The organism is Ruegeria sp. AWH4_226 (assembly GCF_056159225.1).
This window is the reverse complement of the sequence record NZ_JBSWUU010000001.1, coordinates 181,998-197,549: the sequence shown is the minus strand read 5'-3', so window position 1 is coordinate 197,549 and position 15,552 is coordinate 181,998. Positions and strand designations below refer to the sequence as shown.

Sequence of the window (15,552 nt, the reverse complement as noted above, 5' to 3'; positions counted from 1 at the left end):
CGGGTGTCTGGGTCAAGAGATCAAGCCGCCGCACCGATCAGACCGGTCACAAGGTCAGGCAGATCGTCGAAATGATGCAACAGGGCTTCGGGCTCCAGCGCGGCCATATCGTCGCCTGAGGGGCCAAACGTCACCAGGACCGAGGGCACACCCGCCGCCCGCGCCGTGTTTCGGTCGGTATCCGAGTCGCCGATCAGCATGCACCAATCCGGGTGACCGCCCGCCCGGCGCGCAGCCTCACGCAGCGGTTCCGGATCGGGTTTGCGAACTGACAGCGTATCGGCCCCGACAAGCGAGGCGAACTGATCACGCACCCCCATCTGGCTCAGTAACTGGTCTGCAAGTGCCTCTGGCTTGTTGGTGCAGATACCCACGCCATAACCCGCTGATTTCAGCATCTCGACCGCTTCCAGCGCACCGGGGTAGAAATGAGTGTGGGTGTCAATGGCCTGCGAATAAGCCTGCAGCAACGTTGGATAATAGGTATTAACAGTGTCCTCATCATATGCGCCGACCCGTTTCAGCCCATAGGTCAGCATCATCCGTCCGCCCCGCAATGCAACTGCCGCATCCTGCTCGCGGCTCAGAACGTCTCCGTGTCCCATCTGACGAAAACAGTGGTTCGCGGCGGCAAGCAAATCGCCCGATGTATCAGCCAGAGTTCCGTCCAAATCAAAGATAACTGTGCGCATTTTGCCTCCTGCCTCGGTGGATTTTTGCCGTATCGTGTTGCAAACGGTAATCTTGTTTGATGGCTGAACCGCTTGCGCCTTTACCCTCAGCGGATAAAACGGACGCCAACAAAACACAAAGAGAAATCGTTTTCATGAGCACTGCCCTTGTCATCCTTGCCGCAGGAAAAGGCACCAGGATGAAGTCGGATCTTCCAAAGGTTCTGCATCCCATAGCCCAAACGCCGATGCTGGTTCACGCCATGCGCGCGGGGGCCAGTCTTTCTCCGGCGCGTACCGTTATCGTAGCAGGCCACGGGGCCGAAGCCGTTGAAAAAACCGCGAAGGCAGAAGATGAAAGTGCAATCGTTGTGCGTCAGACGGAACAGCTTGGCACGGCTCATGCGGTCGCGCAGGCGCGCGAGGCGCTTGCAGGGTTCGACGGTGACGTGATCGTCTTGTACGGCGATACGCCTTTTATCGAACCGGACACCTTGCGCCGAATGATCGACGAGCGGGCCTCGCATGACTTGGTGATGCTGGGTTTTGACATTTCCGAGGTTCAACCCCGGTACGGTCGATTGATCATGGATGGCGATCGACTGGAAAAGATCGTTGAATACAAAGACGCCACCGAGGAACAGCGCGCTATTCGGTTCACCAACAGTGGCCTGCTGGCCTGCGACGCCGCGCTTTTGTTCAACCTGATCGACCAGGTCAGCAACGAAAATGCCTCGGGCGAGTACTACCTGACCGAGATCGTCTCCCTCGCCAATGCACGCGGTCTGAGCGCCACCGCGATCAAGTGTGCTGAATCCGAAACGCTGGGCGTGGACTCTCGCGTGGACCTTGCTGCTGCGGATGCTGAATTCCAGGCTCGGGCGCGTGCTGACCTGTTGGACATTGGCGTTACCCTGATGGCCCCTGAAACCGTCTATCTGGCGGCGGATACCATCATCGGACGCGACACAGTGATCGAACCAAACGTGGTCTTTGGCCCCGGTGTCACTGTCGAAAGTGGCGCGACCATCCGGGCGTTTTCACATTTGGAGGGGTGCCACGTCAGCCGCGGCGCGATTGTAGGCCCATACGCACGCCTGCGCCCCGGAACTGAACTGGCCGAAAACACCCGCATCGGCAACTTCGTGGAAATCAAAAACGCTGAGATTGCCGAAGGCGCCAAGGTCAATCACCTCAGCTATATCGGCGACGCATCGATAGGCGCTGCCACAAATATCGGCGCGGGCACGATTACCTGCAATTATGATGGCGTCATGAAACACCGCACCACGATTGGTGAGAATGTGTTTGTTGGCTCGAACACCATGCTTGTGGCCCCTGTAACCGTGGGCGATGGCGCAATGACGGCAACCGGCACAGTCGTCACCCGCGATGTTGAGCCCGACGCGCTGGCCGTGGCCCGCGCCAAACAGGACAACAAGCCCGGCTATGCGCGCAAATTGTTTGACATGCTAAAGGCGAAGAAGGCTCGCCGCGACAAAGGAGCCTGATCCATGTGTGGAATCGTAGGTGTATTGGGCGATCACGAAGCCGCCCCTATTCTGGTCGAGGCTTTGAAACGGCTTGAATATCGTGGCTATGACAGTGCGGGTATAGCAACAGTCAATGACGGCGTTCTTGGGCGCCGCCGTGCAGTGGGCAAGCTGGTCAATCTCAGCGATCTGTTGGTGCATGACCCCTTGCCCGGAAAATCCGGCATCGGTCATACCCGCTGGGCCACGCACGGCGCCCCCTCCGTGACCAACGCACATCCGCATCAGGCCGGACCAGTGGCTGTTGTGCATAACGGAATTGTCGAGAACTATCGTGAGCTTCGCGCCGAACTGGCCGAGAACGGCGTGAATTTCGTGACCGAGACAGACACCGAAACAGTCGCCCTGATGGCCGCGCACTATCTCGACTCTGGCCTTTCCCCAGTAGATGCCGCGTTCGAGACCATCAAGCGACTGAAAGGGGCGTTTGCCCTGGCGTTTCTGTTCAACGGTGAGGATGACCTGATCGTAGCAGCCCGCAAGGGATCGCCCCTCGCGATCGGACATGGGGTCGGCGAGATGTTCGTAGGATCGGACGCCATTGCACTTGCCCCGCTAACCGACCGCATCACGTACCTTGAGGAAGGCGACCGCGCGGTGGTAACACGCACCTCGCTTGAAATCCGCAACGAAGCCGGCGAACTGGCGAACCGCAAAACCCGCCAGATCACGCTGGATCAGACACGCGCTGACAAAGCGGGTCATAAACACTTCATGGCTAAGGAAATCGCCGAGCAACCCGTTGTAGTGGCCGAGGCTATCCGATCTTACCTGCCCACGGGTGGGGACGAGGTTGTTCTTCCGGGTAACCTTGATTTCTCCAAGCTGGACCGCCTTACAATGGTCGCCTGCGGTACGGCCTTCTATGCCTGCCTGACGGCGAAGTACTGGTTCGAACGCCTGGCCAAAATACCTGTTGAGGTCGATATCGCCAGTGAATTCCGGTACCGCGAACCTCCGATCCCGGACCGAACGGCGGCTCTGTTTGTGAGCCAGTCGGGTGAAACCGCTGATACTCTGGCCGCACTGCGCTATTGCGAGGGCAAGGCCGACAAGATCGTGTCGGTGATCAACGTCCCCGAAAGCTCAATCGCTCGGGATAGCGACATCGCACTGCCAATCCATGCGGGGGTCGAGATTGGCGTGGCGTCAACCAAGGCGTTCACCTGCCAACTGAGCGTTTTGCTGATGTTGGCTTTGAAAGCAGCCGCTGACCGGGGCACCTTGAGCGATGAGGACTTGGCCGACCATGCCGCCGCGCTGCGTGGCTTGCCAACGGCACTGAATGCAGCCCTGGATCAGGACCCCGCTATCAAAAAATCCGCTCAGCGCCTGTCCGAAGCGCGGGACGTGCTGTTTCTGGGCCGCGGCCTGATGTATCCTCTGGCGTTGGAGGGTGCGCTGAAACTCAAGGAAATCAGCTATATCCACGCCGAAGGTTATGCTTCGGGCGAACTAAAGCACGGCCCCATCGCCCTGATCGACAAGCACATGCCGGTTGTTGTGATGGCACCGCGCGATACGGTGTTCGACAAATCCGTTTCAAACATGCAAGAGGTCATGGCGCGCAAGGGCAAAGTCATTCTGATTTCTGATGATGACGGTATTGCCGAAGCCGGGGATGGCGCCTGGAGCACCATTCGAATGCCCCATATCCATCCTAGCTTGGCTCCGATCCTCTATTCGATTCCGGCGCAGCTGCTAGCCTATCACACGGCAGTCGCCAAGGGCACCGATGTGGACCAGCCCCGCAATCTGGCGAAATCAGTTACGGTGGAGTGAAGCATGGCCAAGCAATTCCCGGAACTGCACGACGCCCACAGCAAGTTCATCGAAGAGCAGCACATGTTCTTCGTTGGCACTGCCGCACCGGATGGGCGCGTAAATATCTCGCCCAAGGGGATGGAGTCCCTGCGCGTTCTGGGACCCGGTCGCATCGTTTGGATGAACCTGACCGGCAGTGGCAATGAAACAGCCGGGCATCTGCTGGAGACCAACCGCATGACCCTGATGTGGTGCTCCTTCACCACGCGGCCCCTGATCCTGCGGACGTACGGCACAGCTCGTACGCTGCATGTCGGTGACGCGGGCTGGGAGGAAATGGCCGATCTTTTTCCCAGTCATCGCAGCGCGCGCCAGATCTATGATCTGACGATCGATCTGGTCCAAACCTCCTGTGGCTACGCGGTGCCATTCATGGAATATCAATCTGATCGCGACACAATGCAGAAATGGGTTGATGCAAAGTCCGATGACGATATCCGCGCCTATTGGGTGGAAAAGAACCAACAAACCATTGATGGCAAGCCAACGCGCTTGACCAAATGACCAACGGATGCTGAAAACCTATCTCGACCAGATCAAGGCACAGGCTGATCCAGAGCGCGCTGCGCAAATGGCGGCCTACCACAAGGTCGAGCGCCCTTACCTTGGTGTTGCAAATCCCGTTCTGAACGACCTGACAAAAGCATGGCGTAGGGAACTGGATGTGCCCGCGCGTGTAGAATTGGCAGATGCCCTATGGCAAACCAACATTCATGAGGGCAGGCTGGCCGCCGCGAAACTGCTGACACAGGCGCGCATTCGCCCGGATGAGGCAGTCTGGGCGCTGTTGCAAAGCTGGCTACCCGATTTCGATGCCTGGGCCGTGGCGGATCACGCCTGCATGGCGATGCAGAAACGCCTGTCAGCAGATCCGGCCCGGTTGGATCACGTCGAACTCTGGACGACTTCGGACCATATGTGGACCCGACGCGCGGCGCTGGTGGCCACGCTGCCCTGGACCAAGCAGAACCACCCCAAACCCGACGACTTGGCTCGGCGCGACCGCATCCTTGGGTGGGCTGCAGGTTACGTACCCGACCGCGATTGGTTCATTCAAAAGGCCATCGCGTGGTGGCTGCGCGAGTTGTCAAAACACGACGCACCGAGAGTGGTTGCTTTTCTGGCCGAACACGGAAGCGCAATGAAACCTTTTGCCCGTCGCGAGGCCGGGAAATACCTGAAAGATCAGTTGGAATAGACCTCAAGTTCAACCAATTCGTCGAAGGGCAACAAAAGGGCACGCATCGCATCAAGGGACAGCCGACTGCCGCCGCTTTCTGGCCCTCTGGCAGGGACCAATGTGATGTAGGCCTGCGATCCGGTTCGTGGAACCACGACTCGCCCGGTGAATTCGGTATCGACCAAAGGAGTCTCTAGCCACCGGCCCGGCGTGGTCGGGTCACCCAACCCGGCGATGGTTGTCTTTGCCCCAACCCAGCCAACGGCTGTGGCCGCAACGGGCTCGGGCGCAACGGGTTCTTCCACCACGGCCTCTTCAACCGCGACCTCATCCGCCTCAGGTGGGGTTTGGTCCCCGCCAAAGACGCGGTCTGTCGTTGACCGAACGGTGTCGCACCCGCACACGAGAACACATAGAGTGATTAGTACATACTTCATGCAGTCAGCTTATCCCCCTGCGCGCATCCGTGCCAGCGCAAAGGAAACTTCGCTCTTGTCGTTGGCGACCCTCGCCTTTACCTATATCGCATGACTGCTCCGCTTATTGACCCGTTCGCACGTGCGATCACTTATCTTCGCGTCTCTGTCACGGACCGATGCGATTTCCGCTGTGTCTACTGCATGTCCGAGGACATGAAGTTTCTGCCGAAAAAGGACCTGCTTACGCTGGAAGAGTTGGACCGCATGTGTTCGACCTTTGTGAAGATGGGGGTTGAAAAGCTGCGCATCACCGGTGGCGAACCGCTTGTGCGCCGCAATATCATGTCTTTTTTCAACAGCATGACCCGACATCTTGATAGTGGCGCTTTGAAAGAGCTGACGCTGACCACCAATGGTTCACAGCTGCATCGTTTTGCTGACGACCTGTATGCGGCAGGTGTGCGACGCGTGAACATATCACTGGATACGCTGGACGAAGAAAAGTTCGCCAAGATAACACGCTGGGGTCGCCTGAAACAGGTGCTCAACGGGATCGACGCAGCGCAGAAGGCCGGACTGCGGATCAAGATCAACGCCGTGGCCCTCAAGGGGTTCAACGAAGAAGAATTGCCGTTGATCACGAAATGGTGCGCCGAACGGGACATGGACCTCACCTGGATCGAGGTCATGCCAATGGGTGATATCGGCAACGAAGATCGCCTGGACCAGTATTGGTCTCTCAAAGATGTGCGCCAAGAGTACGAGAACCACTACACCGTCAGTGATCTGGCCGAGCGGTCCGGCGGGCCGGCGCGCTATGTACGGCTTGAAGAAACTGGCCAAAAGATCGGTTTCATCACACCGCTGTCCCACAATTTCTGTGAAAGCTGCAACCGCGTGCGGCTAACCTGCACGGGCGAGCTGTATATGTGTCTCGGGCAGGAAGACATGGCCGACCTGCGCGCGCCCCTGCGCGATCACCCCGACACTGAACAGCCATTGGAAGAGGCGATCCGAGCGGCGATCAACCTGAAACCCAAGGGCCACGATTTCGACTACTCCCGCCAAACGGTCGACGGCAAGATGAGCCGCCACATGAGTCACACAGGCGGCTGATATGCCGGGCATTCCTGGCCGCCCTACGCTGCTTTATCATCTGTATTGTGGCCTGACTTCCGTTGCGGCTCCGCTTGTCTGGCGCACTGTGCGCAACAAGCTGCAAGCCGCGGACGTTTCCGAGACTCGACAACAGGAACGCTTGGGGCGTGCCAGCCTTCCCCGCCCGGACGGAGTGCTGGTCTGGTTCCACGCAGCTAGCGTTGGCGAGACCCTGTCCGTCATCAGCTTGATCAAACGGCTAGGTGAGCGCTTGCCCGGGGCCGAGTTCCTGATCACCTCTGGCACACCTACATCTGCCGCGCTGATAGAAAAACGCATGCCGCCCCGCACGCGCCACCAATTCCCACCCCTGGACACCGCGCGTCCCGTTCGGCGTTTTCTGGATCATTGGCGCCCGGATGCAGGTATTTTTGTCGAAAGTGAAATCTGGCCGCGCCTTGTTGTGGAAGGTGCCCGGCGGGACATTCCTTTGGCGCTGCTGAACGCGCGCCTTTCAGACAAATCCGTCGAAAACTGGAAAAAACACCCCGATACGGCTCAGTTCGTCCTGGATCATTTCCTTCTGTTCCTGACCCAAAATGAAAAAACGGCCCGAAACTTGATAGACATGGGCGCACGTCCTGAGCGCGTTCAACCGGGCACAAATCTTAAGGCGATGTCCGACCCCCTGCCCGTAGATCAGGACACGCTGTCTGACATCCGCGCGCAGATCGGGAATCGCCCGGTCTGGATCGCCAGTTCGACCCATGCGGGCGAGGAAGAAACGGTTCTGGCCGCCCATTCCGAACTGCTGAGACGGTGGCCAGATCTGTTGCTTCTGCTGATCCCACGCCACCCTGAACGCCAGTCAGAAGTTTCCTCGCTGCTGTACCAAGCTGGACAGAGATCCGCTGTCCGCTCGGCAGGCGACACGATCTCAGAGGAAACTCAGGTGTATGTGGCGGACACGCTTGGCGAAACTGGTACGTGGTACGCGCTGTGCCCCATCGTGTTTCTGGGGGGATCGCTAAAAGAGATTGGCGGCCACAACCCGTTCGAACCCGCGCAAGCCGGTGCTGCGGTGATCACCGGGCCCGGCTATTGCAACTTTGCTGAGACATTCGCCCCTTTGATCGCATCAGGCGGCGCGCTGCAAGTGCAGTCCTCGGCCGAACTGGCCGAGGCTGTAGCAACATGGCTTACTGACCAAACCGCGCTGGATAAGGCACGCGCCGCTGCAAAAACTTGCGTGAAGACCCAAAAAACGGCACTGGATGCAGTTGTCGAAACACTCTGCACCCAACTTAGCCTCTCAAGTCCGAATTCAACTGCGTCGGGCTGACGGCAAATCGCTGTCAGGGCTTACCCCCGCCGTTAACCTTCACGCCGCGGGCATCCGTTGCTCGACAATTTCGGCCCACCAGCTACACCCGGCCGGAATAGCCTCATCGTTGAAGTTGTACTCGGGATGATGCACTGCCGCCGTGTCGCCATTGCCAACTAGAATGTAGGCGCCTGGTCGCTCTTCGAGCATAAAAGCAAAGTCCTCGCCGCCCATGATCAACGGCGCCTCATCACAGTTTCCGGACACTGACCGCGCAACTTCTGCTGCAAAATCGGTTTGCTCGTCGCTGTTCACCATCACCGGATATCCCCGGTAATATGTCACCTCAGCCGCCCCGCCGAATGTCGCTGCAACGCCCTGACATATCTCGCCGATGCGTTTTTCCGCCAGATCCCGCATCTCTTTGCTCATCGTGCGGACCGTGCCCTTAAGGTAGACCTTCTGCGGGATCACGTTGAACGCTTTGGACGAGGTTTCAAACGACGTGACCGATACCACAACCTGATCCACGGGGTCAGCATTGCGCGCTGCGATCGTCTGCAACGCCAAAACCGCCTGCGCGGCCATGACTGTGGTGTCTATCGTCTCATGCGGTTTGGCCGCGTGTCCGCCCTTGCCCTCAAACGTGATGTCGAACTGATCGGTCGCCGCAAAGAAAGCGCCCGGACGAATGGCGAAACTGCCGACCGGACGACCGGGCCAGTTATGCATGCCGTAAACCTCCTGAATGCCCCAGCGGTCCATCATGCCATCTTCGCACATCTCACGACCGCCGCCGCCGCCCTCTTCAGCGGGCTGAAAAATCACAACGACCGTGCCGTCAAAGTTCCGGGTTTCCGACAGGTATTTGGTAGCGCCCAGCAACATGGCCGTATGGCCGTCATGGCCACACGCATGCATGGCTCCATCGGTTTTTGAGGCATAGTCCAGCCCCGTTTCCTCGTGGATGGGTAAGGCGTCCATATCGGCACGCAACCCGATCACCTTGCCGCCTGTGTCGGTTTTGCCCTTGATCACACCAACAACCCCGGTGCGGCCAATGCCGGTCACAACCTCATCGCAGCCAAATTCCTTAAGCTTGTCGGCAACCAAGGCGCTGGTGCGGTGCGTTTCGAACAGAATTTCAGGGTTCTCATGAATGTCGCGCCGCCATTCAGTGATCTGACCCTGCAATTCGGCAAAACGGTTTTTGATTGGCATAGTTCTCTCCCATCTTCTTTTGTCGGAGTGTAACCCCGATTGCGCCTTTGTGTCCTTAGTCCAAGCGGGCTGGCCGAAGCGCGCCGGACAGCAAGACGATCAAAACTGCCAAGGGCAACAAGGCCGCGAACGCCAAGCGTAATGTAAGCATTTCGGCAAGAAACCCAATAAGCGGTGGACCGATTAGCAAACCCCCATATGCCAGAGTGGCCACGCTGGCGATGGCCTGTCCCGGTGGCACGTTCAGATCGCTGGCGGCCCGGCTGAACGCCAGCGGCATGATAACGGCGTAGCCGATCCCCATCAGGGCAAACCCGATCAGCGCCAACGCCGGTTCGGCAGTTGAAACAACTGTGAAAACACCCATCGCCGCGCATACTCCGCCAAACCGCGCAGTCGCGACCGGACCAAACCGAGAGATTACGAACCCGCCTGCCAGTCGGAAGGCCACCATGGTCACCGAGAACACCGCATACCCCAATGCCGCAATGCTTTCTTCCGCGCCTGTCACGTCGCGCAGGAATATCGCGCTCCAATCGGCGACGGCCCCTTCTCCAAGTGCGCCGCACAGAGCGGTGAACCCCACAAGGATCAACGCGCCGGACGGCAGCGCGAACACCGCAGACCCCGAAGATGAGGCCTTGCGTGAAGTCCACCGAACCCTGGACAGCGCCAACGTCAAAGCAACAACAATCCCACCCATCAGCAGAAAGTGCTGCATTACCGTCAGCCCCATCTGCACCGCGCCATACCCGCTGAGGGCACCGAGGCCAGCACCCAAGCTCCACATCGCGTGAAACGAGGACATGACAGGTTTGTCATAGGCGTGTTCAACCTCGGCCGCCCAGGCATTCATGGCGACATCCATTGAGCCGTGAAAGGCCCCAAACACGAACAGAAAACCTGCCAACGCCCAAAAGCTGTCAGCCATCGCCAGCAGAATCAGGGACAGCGTATAAAGCACCGCGATGACCCGCGTTATCGATACAGCCCCAAACCGATCGGTGAGGCGACCCGTCACCGGAAACGAACACACCGCGCCGGCTGCCATGAACAACAATCCATAGCCCAGCGCCTCATGCGTCAGGCCCAGATGATCCCGCACCGCAGGAATGCGGGATGCCCAAATTCCAAACAGCGCCCCGTTCAGGATGAACATGGCGGCAACGGCCCGCCAAGCAGCGACGATTCCAATCACGGAGTATCCTTTAAGATCGCGTCAAACGGCCCTGTTCTACAGACTTAGGATACTTTGGCAATCGCGGATTACCTGAGCTTTCCGCGGATCTTCCGGACCGCAAACCAAACGATCAAAACCACGGGGATCGTCACCGCGGCCGTCAGCGTGCCTTTGCTGACCTCGGAGCTTGTCAGGGGATACAACAGATAGCTAACCAGCGAAACGGCATAGTAGCTGACAGCCACTACCGACAATCCTTCGACCGTGTGTTGCAACCGCAAGGCCAGGTCGGCACGGCGGTCCATGCTTTCCAGCAAAGCCTGGTTCTGTGCGCTGCGTTCCACATCCACGCGTGTCCGCAGCAATTCGCCCGCGCGGATCGCCCGGTCGGACAATGCCTGCAATCGGCGTTCGGTCGATTTCACCGTTCGAATGGCAGGATCGTAGCGGCGCATCATGAAATCAGCGAAGCTTTGCCCGCCCTCAAAACGCTCCTCCCTCAGCGCTTTGATCCGTTGGTCGACGATCGCCTCATAGGCGCCCGTAGCCCCGAACCGGAAAGAGCATTGGGCTGAGAGGGTCTCCAACTCGATTGAGGTTGCCAGCAAATCGGGAAGCAACTCGTCAGGATGGGCCGAATTGTTGGTCATCTGGCCCATCAGGTCGGTCAGTTTGCCATCCAACGCCCCGATACGGGGCGACAACTGTTTGACGCGGGCAAAGCCCAGCATCGACATGGCTTTGTATGTCTCGATTTCGCACAGGCGTTGAATAATCCGTCCTGTCCTGCGCCGCCCCGTACTTTTCGCAACAAAAAGGGCAAACCGCATATGCCCTGTGGCATCTATCCGAAAATCGCTGGCACATATGGCCGAGTCGTCCAACACGCGCGCCACCGCGAGGCTTTCCGGTTCGAACCAATCGGCCAAGGCGGTCTTGACCGCGCCATCCTCTTCGCGCTCGACCACGCGCAACATCACCGAAGTGATCCGCTGCCCCGGACAGGTCGACAGCCAGTCTTTCGGAAAAACCTCAAAATCCGCCGGATCGAACGGACGGTCACTGACGTTTTGTGTAATCGCAGTGTAGGTGACGAATTCGGTATGCTGTTCCCACTTGAGCCAGTGGCGACCGATCTGCCCCGCGAAATGAGTGGCGTTCGGCTGCGGATGCTGCGCACCGTGCCGGTCCAAAAGGTCGATCAGATGCGTCAAGTCCTCGCTGCGATCACGAGCCACTGCGGCCACCGGCTTTTTGATCGCCAGAAAAACCACGGTACATGGCGTTTCGGCCACCGGAAAAGGGCGAGCGTGCAGTTCATTGGCCAAGGTATAGCGTAGCGGGTGGTCGTCCATGGGCGTCATGCGGTGCTCCGTTTCGTCCGTGGCACTATACGGCACACCCAGAATACATCAATTCCGTTTTTTTTCAGTTACTTACACGGATACAACAGTATACATTCCCGCTATCTCATTGATTTGGTTGCCACAGCTCGATCGGATTGCCCTCGGGGTCGTGTATCCGTGCGAATTTTCCGACCTCGCTGTTCCAGTCCGGGTTGGTCTCAACCTCTATTCCCGCTGCCTTCAGCTGCTTGATCAGGGCGTCCAAGTCATCAACGCGGAAATTGATCATCCATTGTTGCTCGTCCCGTCCGAAATACGTGGTGTCCTGAGCGAAGGGTGCAAAAACCGTGTACCCTTCCCGCTGCTTCCACGGCACTGGATCGTAGTGATTGACGCCGAGATTTTTCTCATACCAGGCGCTTAACGCTTGTGGGTCGCGCGCACGGAAGAAGACTCCCCCTATACCGTTAACTTTTTGCATGCCCTTCCTCCGATACAGCTCAGCGCAAGCATACCACATCAGACTGATTTAACCGGCTGCCGATATCCTGAGGATCAAAAGACAAAGCGCGCCCGAGAACAAAAAAAGGGCGCCTTAGGGCGCCCTCGGTGTTTGGATAAAACCCTTGATCACTCGATCATCGGTATCAACTTATCGAGCGATTGTTTGGCGTCGCCATAGAACATGCGGGTGTTTTCTTTGAAGAACAACGGATTTTCAATACCCGAATATCCAGTGCCTTGGCCGCGTTTACTGACAAACACCTGCTTGGCGTTCCAGCATTCCAGAACCGGCATGCCGGCGATGGGGCTGTTGGGGTCTTCCTGCGCCGCAGGGTTTACGATGTCGTTTGAGCCGATGACGATGGCAACATCCGTATCCGGGAAGTCCTCGTTGATCTCGTCCATTTCCAGAACGATGTCGTAGGGTACCTTCGCTTCAGCCAGCAGCACGTTCATGTGGCCCGGCAGACGACCGGCAACGGGGTGGATCGCAAAACGCACCTCTTTGCCCTTGGCGCGCAGCTTGCGAACCAATTCGGAGACCGACTGCTGTGCTTGCGCCACGGCCATGCCATATCCAGGGATGATGATGATGCTATCGGCATCGTTCAAAGCCGCCGCAACACCGTCGGCGTCGATGGCAACCTGCTCACCTTCCACCGCCATCTGCTCACCTTGCGGACCGCCAAAGCCGCCGAGGATCACGCTGACAAAATGCCGGTTCATCGCCTTGCACATGATGTAGGACAGGATCGCACCGCTTGATCCCACCAGCGCACCGACCACGATCAGCAGGTCGTTTCCAAGACTGAAGCCGATCGCCGCAGCCGCCCAGCCCGAGTAGCTGTTCAGCATCGACACAACCACCGGCATGTCGGCGCCACCGATGCCCATAATCAGGTGATAGCCGATGAACAGCGCCGCCAGCGTCATCAGGAACAGCGGGAAGAAACCGCCAGAGCTGGTGTACCAGATCAAACAGATGAACGACAAACCCGCCGCCGCAGCGTTTAAAGCGTGGCCACCGGGCAGTTTGGTCGCGGCCGACGTCACCTTACCTGCCAGTTTGCCATAGGCTACGACCGAGCCGGTAAAGGTGATCGCACCAATGAAGATACCAAGGAAGAGTTCAACATGCAGGATCGCCAGTTCCGCCGGGGTCTTTTTGGCGATCAGCTGGGCAAAGGCACCCAAACCGTCCAACTCGACCTCTCTCGCGGCATCCGCGATGGCAAAGACCTCAGCGACATTCTGGATCTCGAAATGCGCATTGAAACCTACGAACACAGCCGCCAGACCAACCAGCGAGTGCATCGCGGCAACCAGTTGCGGCATCTCGGTCATTTGCACGCGCTGCGCCACATATTGACCGATCAGTCCGCCGCCGATGATCAGTAGGATCGACAGCAGCCACAGACCCGAACCGGGGCCGACCAGAGTGGCAAAGACCGCCAGCGCCATACCGACGATGCCATACCAGACCGCGCGTTTGGCGCTTTCCTGGTTAGACAGACCGCCGAGCGATAGGATGAACAGAACAGCCGCAACAACATAGGCGGCAGTAGTGAAGCCAAATTCCATGTGCCCGGCCTCCTTAAGATTTCTGGAACATGGCAAGCATGCGCCGGGTTACGAGGAAACCGCCGAAGATGTTGATCCCGGCCATGAAGACAGACAGCGCCGCCAGCAGAATGACCAGGATCGACCCCGACCCAATCTGCATTAATGCGCCCACAATGATGATCGACGAGATCGCATTGGTGATCGCCATCAGCGGTGTGTGCAGCGAATGCGAGACATTCCAGATCACCTGGAAGCCTACGAAAATCGCCAGCACAAAGACGATGAAGTGCTGCATGAAGCTGGCCGGAGCAACCAGCCCCACCAACAGCATCAGCGCGCCGCCCACACCCAGCAGAGTGAACTGCTGTTTGGTCTGCGCCTTGAACGCCGCGATTTCCTGCGCCTTCTTCTCTTCCGCCGTCAGTTCCTTGACCTCGGGCTTTTTCTGCGCCGCAATCGCCTGCACCTTGGGCGGCGGCGGTGGGAAGGTGATCTCACCCTCATGGGTCACGGTCGCACCGCGGATCACATCATCTTCCATGTCATGATTGATCTGGCCGTCCTTCTCGGGCGTCAGGTCCGTCATCATGTGACGGATGTTTGTCGCATACAGAGACGAGGACTGTGCCGCCATCCGGCTGGGGAAGTCGGTATAGCCGATGATGGTGACGCCATTGTCGGTGACGACCTTTTCGTCCGGCACAGTGCCTTCGACATTGCCGCCGCGTTCCGCCGCAAGGTCAACGATGACCGAGCCCGGCTTCATCGCCTTGACCATATCCTCAAGCCACAGCTTGGGCGCCGGGCGGTTGGGGATCAGGGCGGTGGTGATGACGATATCCATCTCAGGTGCCAGTTCACGGAACTTGGCCAGCTGCGCGTTGCGGAACTCTTCCGACTGGACCGATGCATAACCGCCGGTGGCCGCGCCATCCTGCTGGTCTTCTTCAAAGTCCAGATAAACGAATTCGGCCCCCATGGATTCGACCTGTTCGGCCACTTCAGGGCGCACGTCGAACGCATAGGTGATTGCACCCAGCGAGGTCGACGTCCCGATCGCGGCCAGACCGGCCACACCTGCTCCGACGATCAGAACCTTGGCTGGCGGCACTTTACCGGCCGCGGTCACCTGACCGGTGAAGAAACGACCAAAGTTGTTGCCCGCCTCGATCACCGCGCGATAGCCTGCAATATTCGCCATGGACGACAGCGCATCCATTTTCTGCGCACGTGAGATACGCGGCACCATCTCCATGGCGATCACGTTTGCGCCCTTGGATTTGGCCAATTCCATCCCCTCTTCATTCCCTGCAGGATTAAAGAACGAGATCAACGTCTTGCCCTTGGTCAGGCGCTTCAGCTCTGTCTCGGTCGGCACCCGAACCTTGGCAATTATGTCAGCCGCCTTCCACAATGCTGCGGCAGTTTTGACCACCTCTACACCGGCAGCCTCATAAGCTGCATCGGAAAAACCAGCCGCCGAACCAGCCCCTTTTTCGATCAGGCACTCATAGCCAAGTTTCTGCAATTGCACAGCTGAGTCAGGCGTCATAGCAACCCTGTTCTCGCCGTCAAATATCTCTTTCGGTGTGCCTATTTTCACTGGCAGTCCCCCTAAATTTCACTCAGTTCGAGCGGGTGAGCGGTATTCTTTGTTAAGCAAACGTTT

Annotated in this window: 14 protein-coding genes; 6 read left to right on the top strand and 8 right to left on the bottom strand. The window is 58.3% G+C overall.

What is annotated here, in order from left to right; all coding sequences use genetic code 11:
- Positions 1 to 20: 20 nt before the first annotated feature.
- Complete coding sequence (locus ACXAET_RS00965; RefSeq protein WP_475179685.1) at positions 21 to 692, bottom strand: HAD-IA family hydrolase; 672 nt, start codon at positions 690 to 692, stop codon at positions 21 to 23.
- Between the two features lie 134 nt (positions 693 to 826).
- On the opposite strand from ACXAET_RS00965, the gene glmU reads away from it, so the two are divergent.
- From glmU to ACXAET_RS00945, 4 genes are read left to right on the top strand one after another with little or no spacing between them, the layout of a single operon-like run.
- Positions 827 to 2,182 carry a bifunctional UDP-N-acetylglucosamine diphosphorylase/glucosamine-1-phosphate N-acetyltransferase GlmU gene (glmU, locus tag ACXAET_RS00960; RefSeq protein WP_475179683.1) on the top strand — a complete coding sequence of 452 codons (1,356 nt, stop codon included), beginning with the start codon at positions 827 to 829 and terminating at the stop codon, positions 2,180 to 2,182.
- 3 nt (positions 2,183 to 2,185) lie between these two features.
- The gene (gene glmS, locus ACXAET_RS00955; protein WP_475179679.1) at positions 2,186 to 4,006 is read left to right on the top strand and encodes a glutamine--fructose-6-phosphate transaminase (isomerizing); all 1,821 of its coding nucleotides are present in this window, start codon (positions 2,186 to 2,188) and stop codon (positions 4,004 to 4,006) included.
- Positions 4,007 to 4,009: 3 nt separating this feature from the next.
- On the top strand, positions 4,010 to 4,552 hold the full coding sequence (locus ACXAET_RS00950) for a pyridoxamine 5'-phosphate oxidase family protein (protein ID WP_475179676.1): 543 nt from the start codon (positions 4,010 to 4,012) through the stop codon (positions 4,550 to 4,552).
- A gap of 7 nt (positions 4,553 to 4,559) precedes the next feature.
- Positions 4,560 to 5,246 (top strand): DNA alkylation repair protein, encoded by a 687-nt coding sequence (locus tag ACXAET_RS00945; protein WP_475179673.1) that lies wholly within the window; start codon positions 4,560 to 4,562, stop codon positions 5,244 to 5,246.
- On the opposite strand, the gene ACXAET_RS00940 is transcribed toward ACXAET_RS00945, so the two are convergent.
- A complete protein-coding gene (locus tag ACXAET_RS00940) occupies positions 5,234 to 5,665 on the bottom strand; it encodes a hypothetical protein (protein ID WP_068335586.1) in 432 nt (143 codons plus the stop codon). The genes ACXAET_RS00945 and ACXAET_RS00940 overlap by 13 nt on opposite strands.
- Before the next feature lie 90 nt (positions 5,666 to 5,755).
- Between ACXAET_RS00940 and moaA the strand changes: the two genes are divergently transcribed.
- Positions 5,756 to 6,763 carry a GTP 3',8-cyclase MoaA gene (moaA, locus tag ACXAET_RS00935; protein WP_475179669.1) on the top strand — a complete coding sequence of 336 codons (1,008 nt, stop codon included), beginning with the start codon at positions 5,756 to 5,758 and terminating at the stop codon, positions 6,761 to 6,763.
- Between the two features lies 1 nt (position 6,764).
- Positions 6,765 to 8,087 (top strand): 3-deoxy-D-manno-octulosonic acid transferase, encoded by a 1,323-nt coding sequence (locus ACXAET_RS00930; RefSeq protein ID WP_475179666.1) that lies wholly within the window; start codon positions 6,765 to 6,767, stop codon positions 8,085 to 8,087.
- Between the two features lie 39 nt (positions 8,088 to 8,126).
- Here ACXAET_RS00930 and ACXAET_RS00925 read toward each other — a convergent pair whose 3' ends face one another.
- The 6 genes from ACXAET_RS00925 to ACXAET_RS00900 all read right to left on the bottom strand — a co-directional run bounded on the left by ACXAET_RS00925 (position 8,127) and on the right by ACXAET_RS00900 (position 15,486).
- A complete protein-coding gene (locus ACXAET_RS00925) occupies positions 8,127 to 9,290 on the bottom strand; it encodes a M20 aminoacylase family protein (RefSeq protein WP_068335595.1) in 1,164 nt (387 codons plus the stop codon).
- A 55-nt stretch (positions 9,291 to 9,345) separates the two neighbouring features.
- Positions 9,346 to 10,488, bottom strand: a complete 1,143-nt coding sequence (locus ACXAET_RS00920) for an MFS transporter (protein ID WP_475179663.1) — start codon at positions 10,486 to 10,488, stop codon at positions 9,346 to 9,348.
- Positions 10,489 to 10,556: 68 nt separating this feature from the next.
- Positions 10,557 to 11,834, bottom strand: coding sequence for a DUF3422 family protein (locus tag ACXAET_RS00915; protein ID WP_475179660.1), 1,278 nt, complete (start codon positions 11,832 to 11,834; stop codon positions 10,557 to 10,559).
- 106 nt (positions 11,835 to 11,940) lie between these two features.
- The gene (locus ACXAET_RS00910; RefSeq protein WP_475179656.1) at positions 11,941 to 12,297 is read right to left on the bottom strand and encodes a VOC family protein; all 357 of its coding nucleotides are present in this window, start codon (positions 12,295 to 12,297) and stop codon (positions 11,941 to 11,943) included.
- 149 nt (positions 12,298 to 12,446) lie between these two features.
- A complete protein-coding gene (locus ACXAET_RS00905; protein WP_475179651.1) occupies positions 12,447 to 13,901 on the bottom strand; it encodes an NAD(P)(+) transhydrogenase (Re/Si-specific) subunit beta in 1,455 nt (484 codons plus the stop codon).
- Positions 13,902 to 13,914: 13 nt separating this feature from the next.
- On the bottom strand, positions 13,915 to 15,486 hold the full coding sequence (locus tag ACXAET_RS00900; RefSeq protein WP_475179646.1) for a Re/Si-specific NAD(P)(+) transhydrogenase subunit alpha: 1,572 nt from the start codon (positions 15,484 to 15,486) through the stop codon (positions 13,915 to 13,917).
- Between the last annotated feature and the right edge of the window lie 66 nt (positions 15,487 to 15,552).

Bases quoted from the DNA above. Each gene is read 5' to 3' on its own strand.
- ACXAET_RS00910 (WP_475179656.1), bottom strand. From the start codon at position 12,297: ATGCAAAAAGTTAACGGTATAGGGGGAGTCTTCTTCCGTGCGCGCGAC.
- ACXAET_RS00915 (WP_475179660.1), bottom strand. From the start codon at position 11,834: ATGACGCCCATGGACGACCACCCGCTACGCTATACCTTGGCCAATGAA.
- ACXAET_RS00965 (WP_475179685.1), bottom strand. From the start codon at position 692: ATGCGCACAGTTATCTTTGATTTGGACGGAACTCTGGCTGATACATCG.
- ACXAET_RS00945 (WP_475179673.1), top strand. From the start codon at position 4,560: ATGCTGAAAACCTATCTCGACCAGATCAAGGCACAGGCTGATCCAGAG.
- ACXAET_RS00905 (WP_475179651.1), bottom strand. From the start codon at position 13,901: ATGGAATTTGGCTTCACTACTGCCGCCTATGTTGTTGCGGCTGTTCTG.
- moaA (WP_475179669.1), top strand. From the start codon at position 5,756: ATGACTGCTCCGCTTATTGACCCGTTCGCACGTGCGATCACTTATCTT.
- ACXAET_RS00950 (WP_475179676.1), top strand. From the start codon at position 4,010: ATGGCCAAGCAATTCCCGGAACTGCACGACGCCCACAGCAAGTTCATC.
- ACXAET_RS00930 (WP_475179666.1), top strand. From the start codon at position 6,765: ATGCCGGGCATTCCTGGCCGCCCTACGCTGCTTTATCATCTGTATTGT.
- ACXAET_RS00940 (WP_068335586.1), bottom strand. From the start codon at position 5,665: ATGAAGTATGTACTAATCACTCTATGTGTTCTCGTGTGCGGGTGCGAC.
- glmU (WP_475179683.1), top strand. From the start codon at position 827: ATGAGCACTGCCCTTGTCATCCTTGCCGCAGGAAAAGGCACCAGGATG.
- glmS (WP_475179679.1), top strand. From the start codon at position 2,186: ATGTGTGGAATCGTAGGTGTATTGGGCGATCACGAAGCCGCCCCTATT.
- ACXAET_RS00925 (WP_068335595.1), bottom strand. From the start codon at position 9,290: ATGCCAATCAAAAACCGTTTTGCCGAATTGCAGGGTCAGATCACTGAA.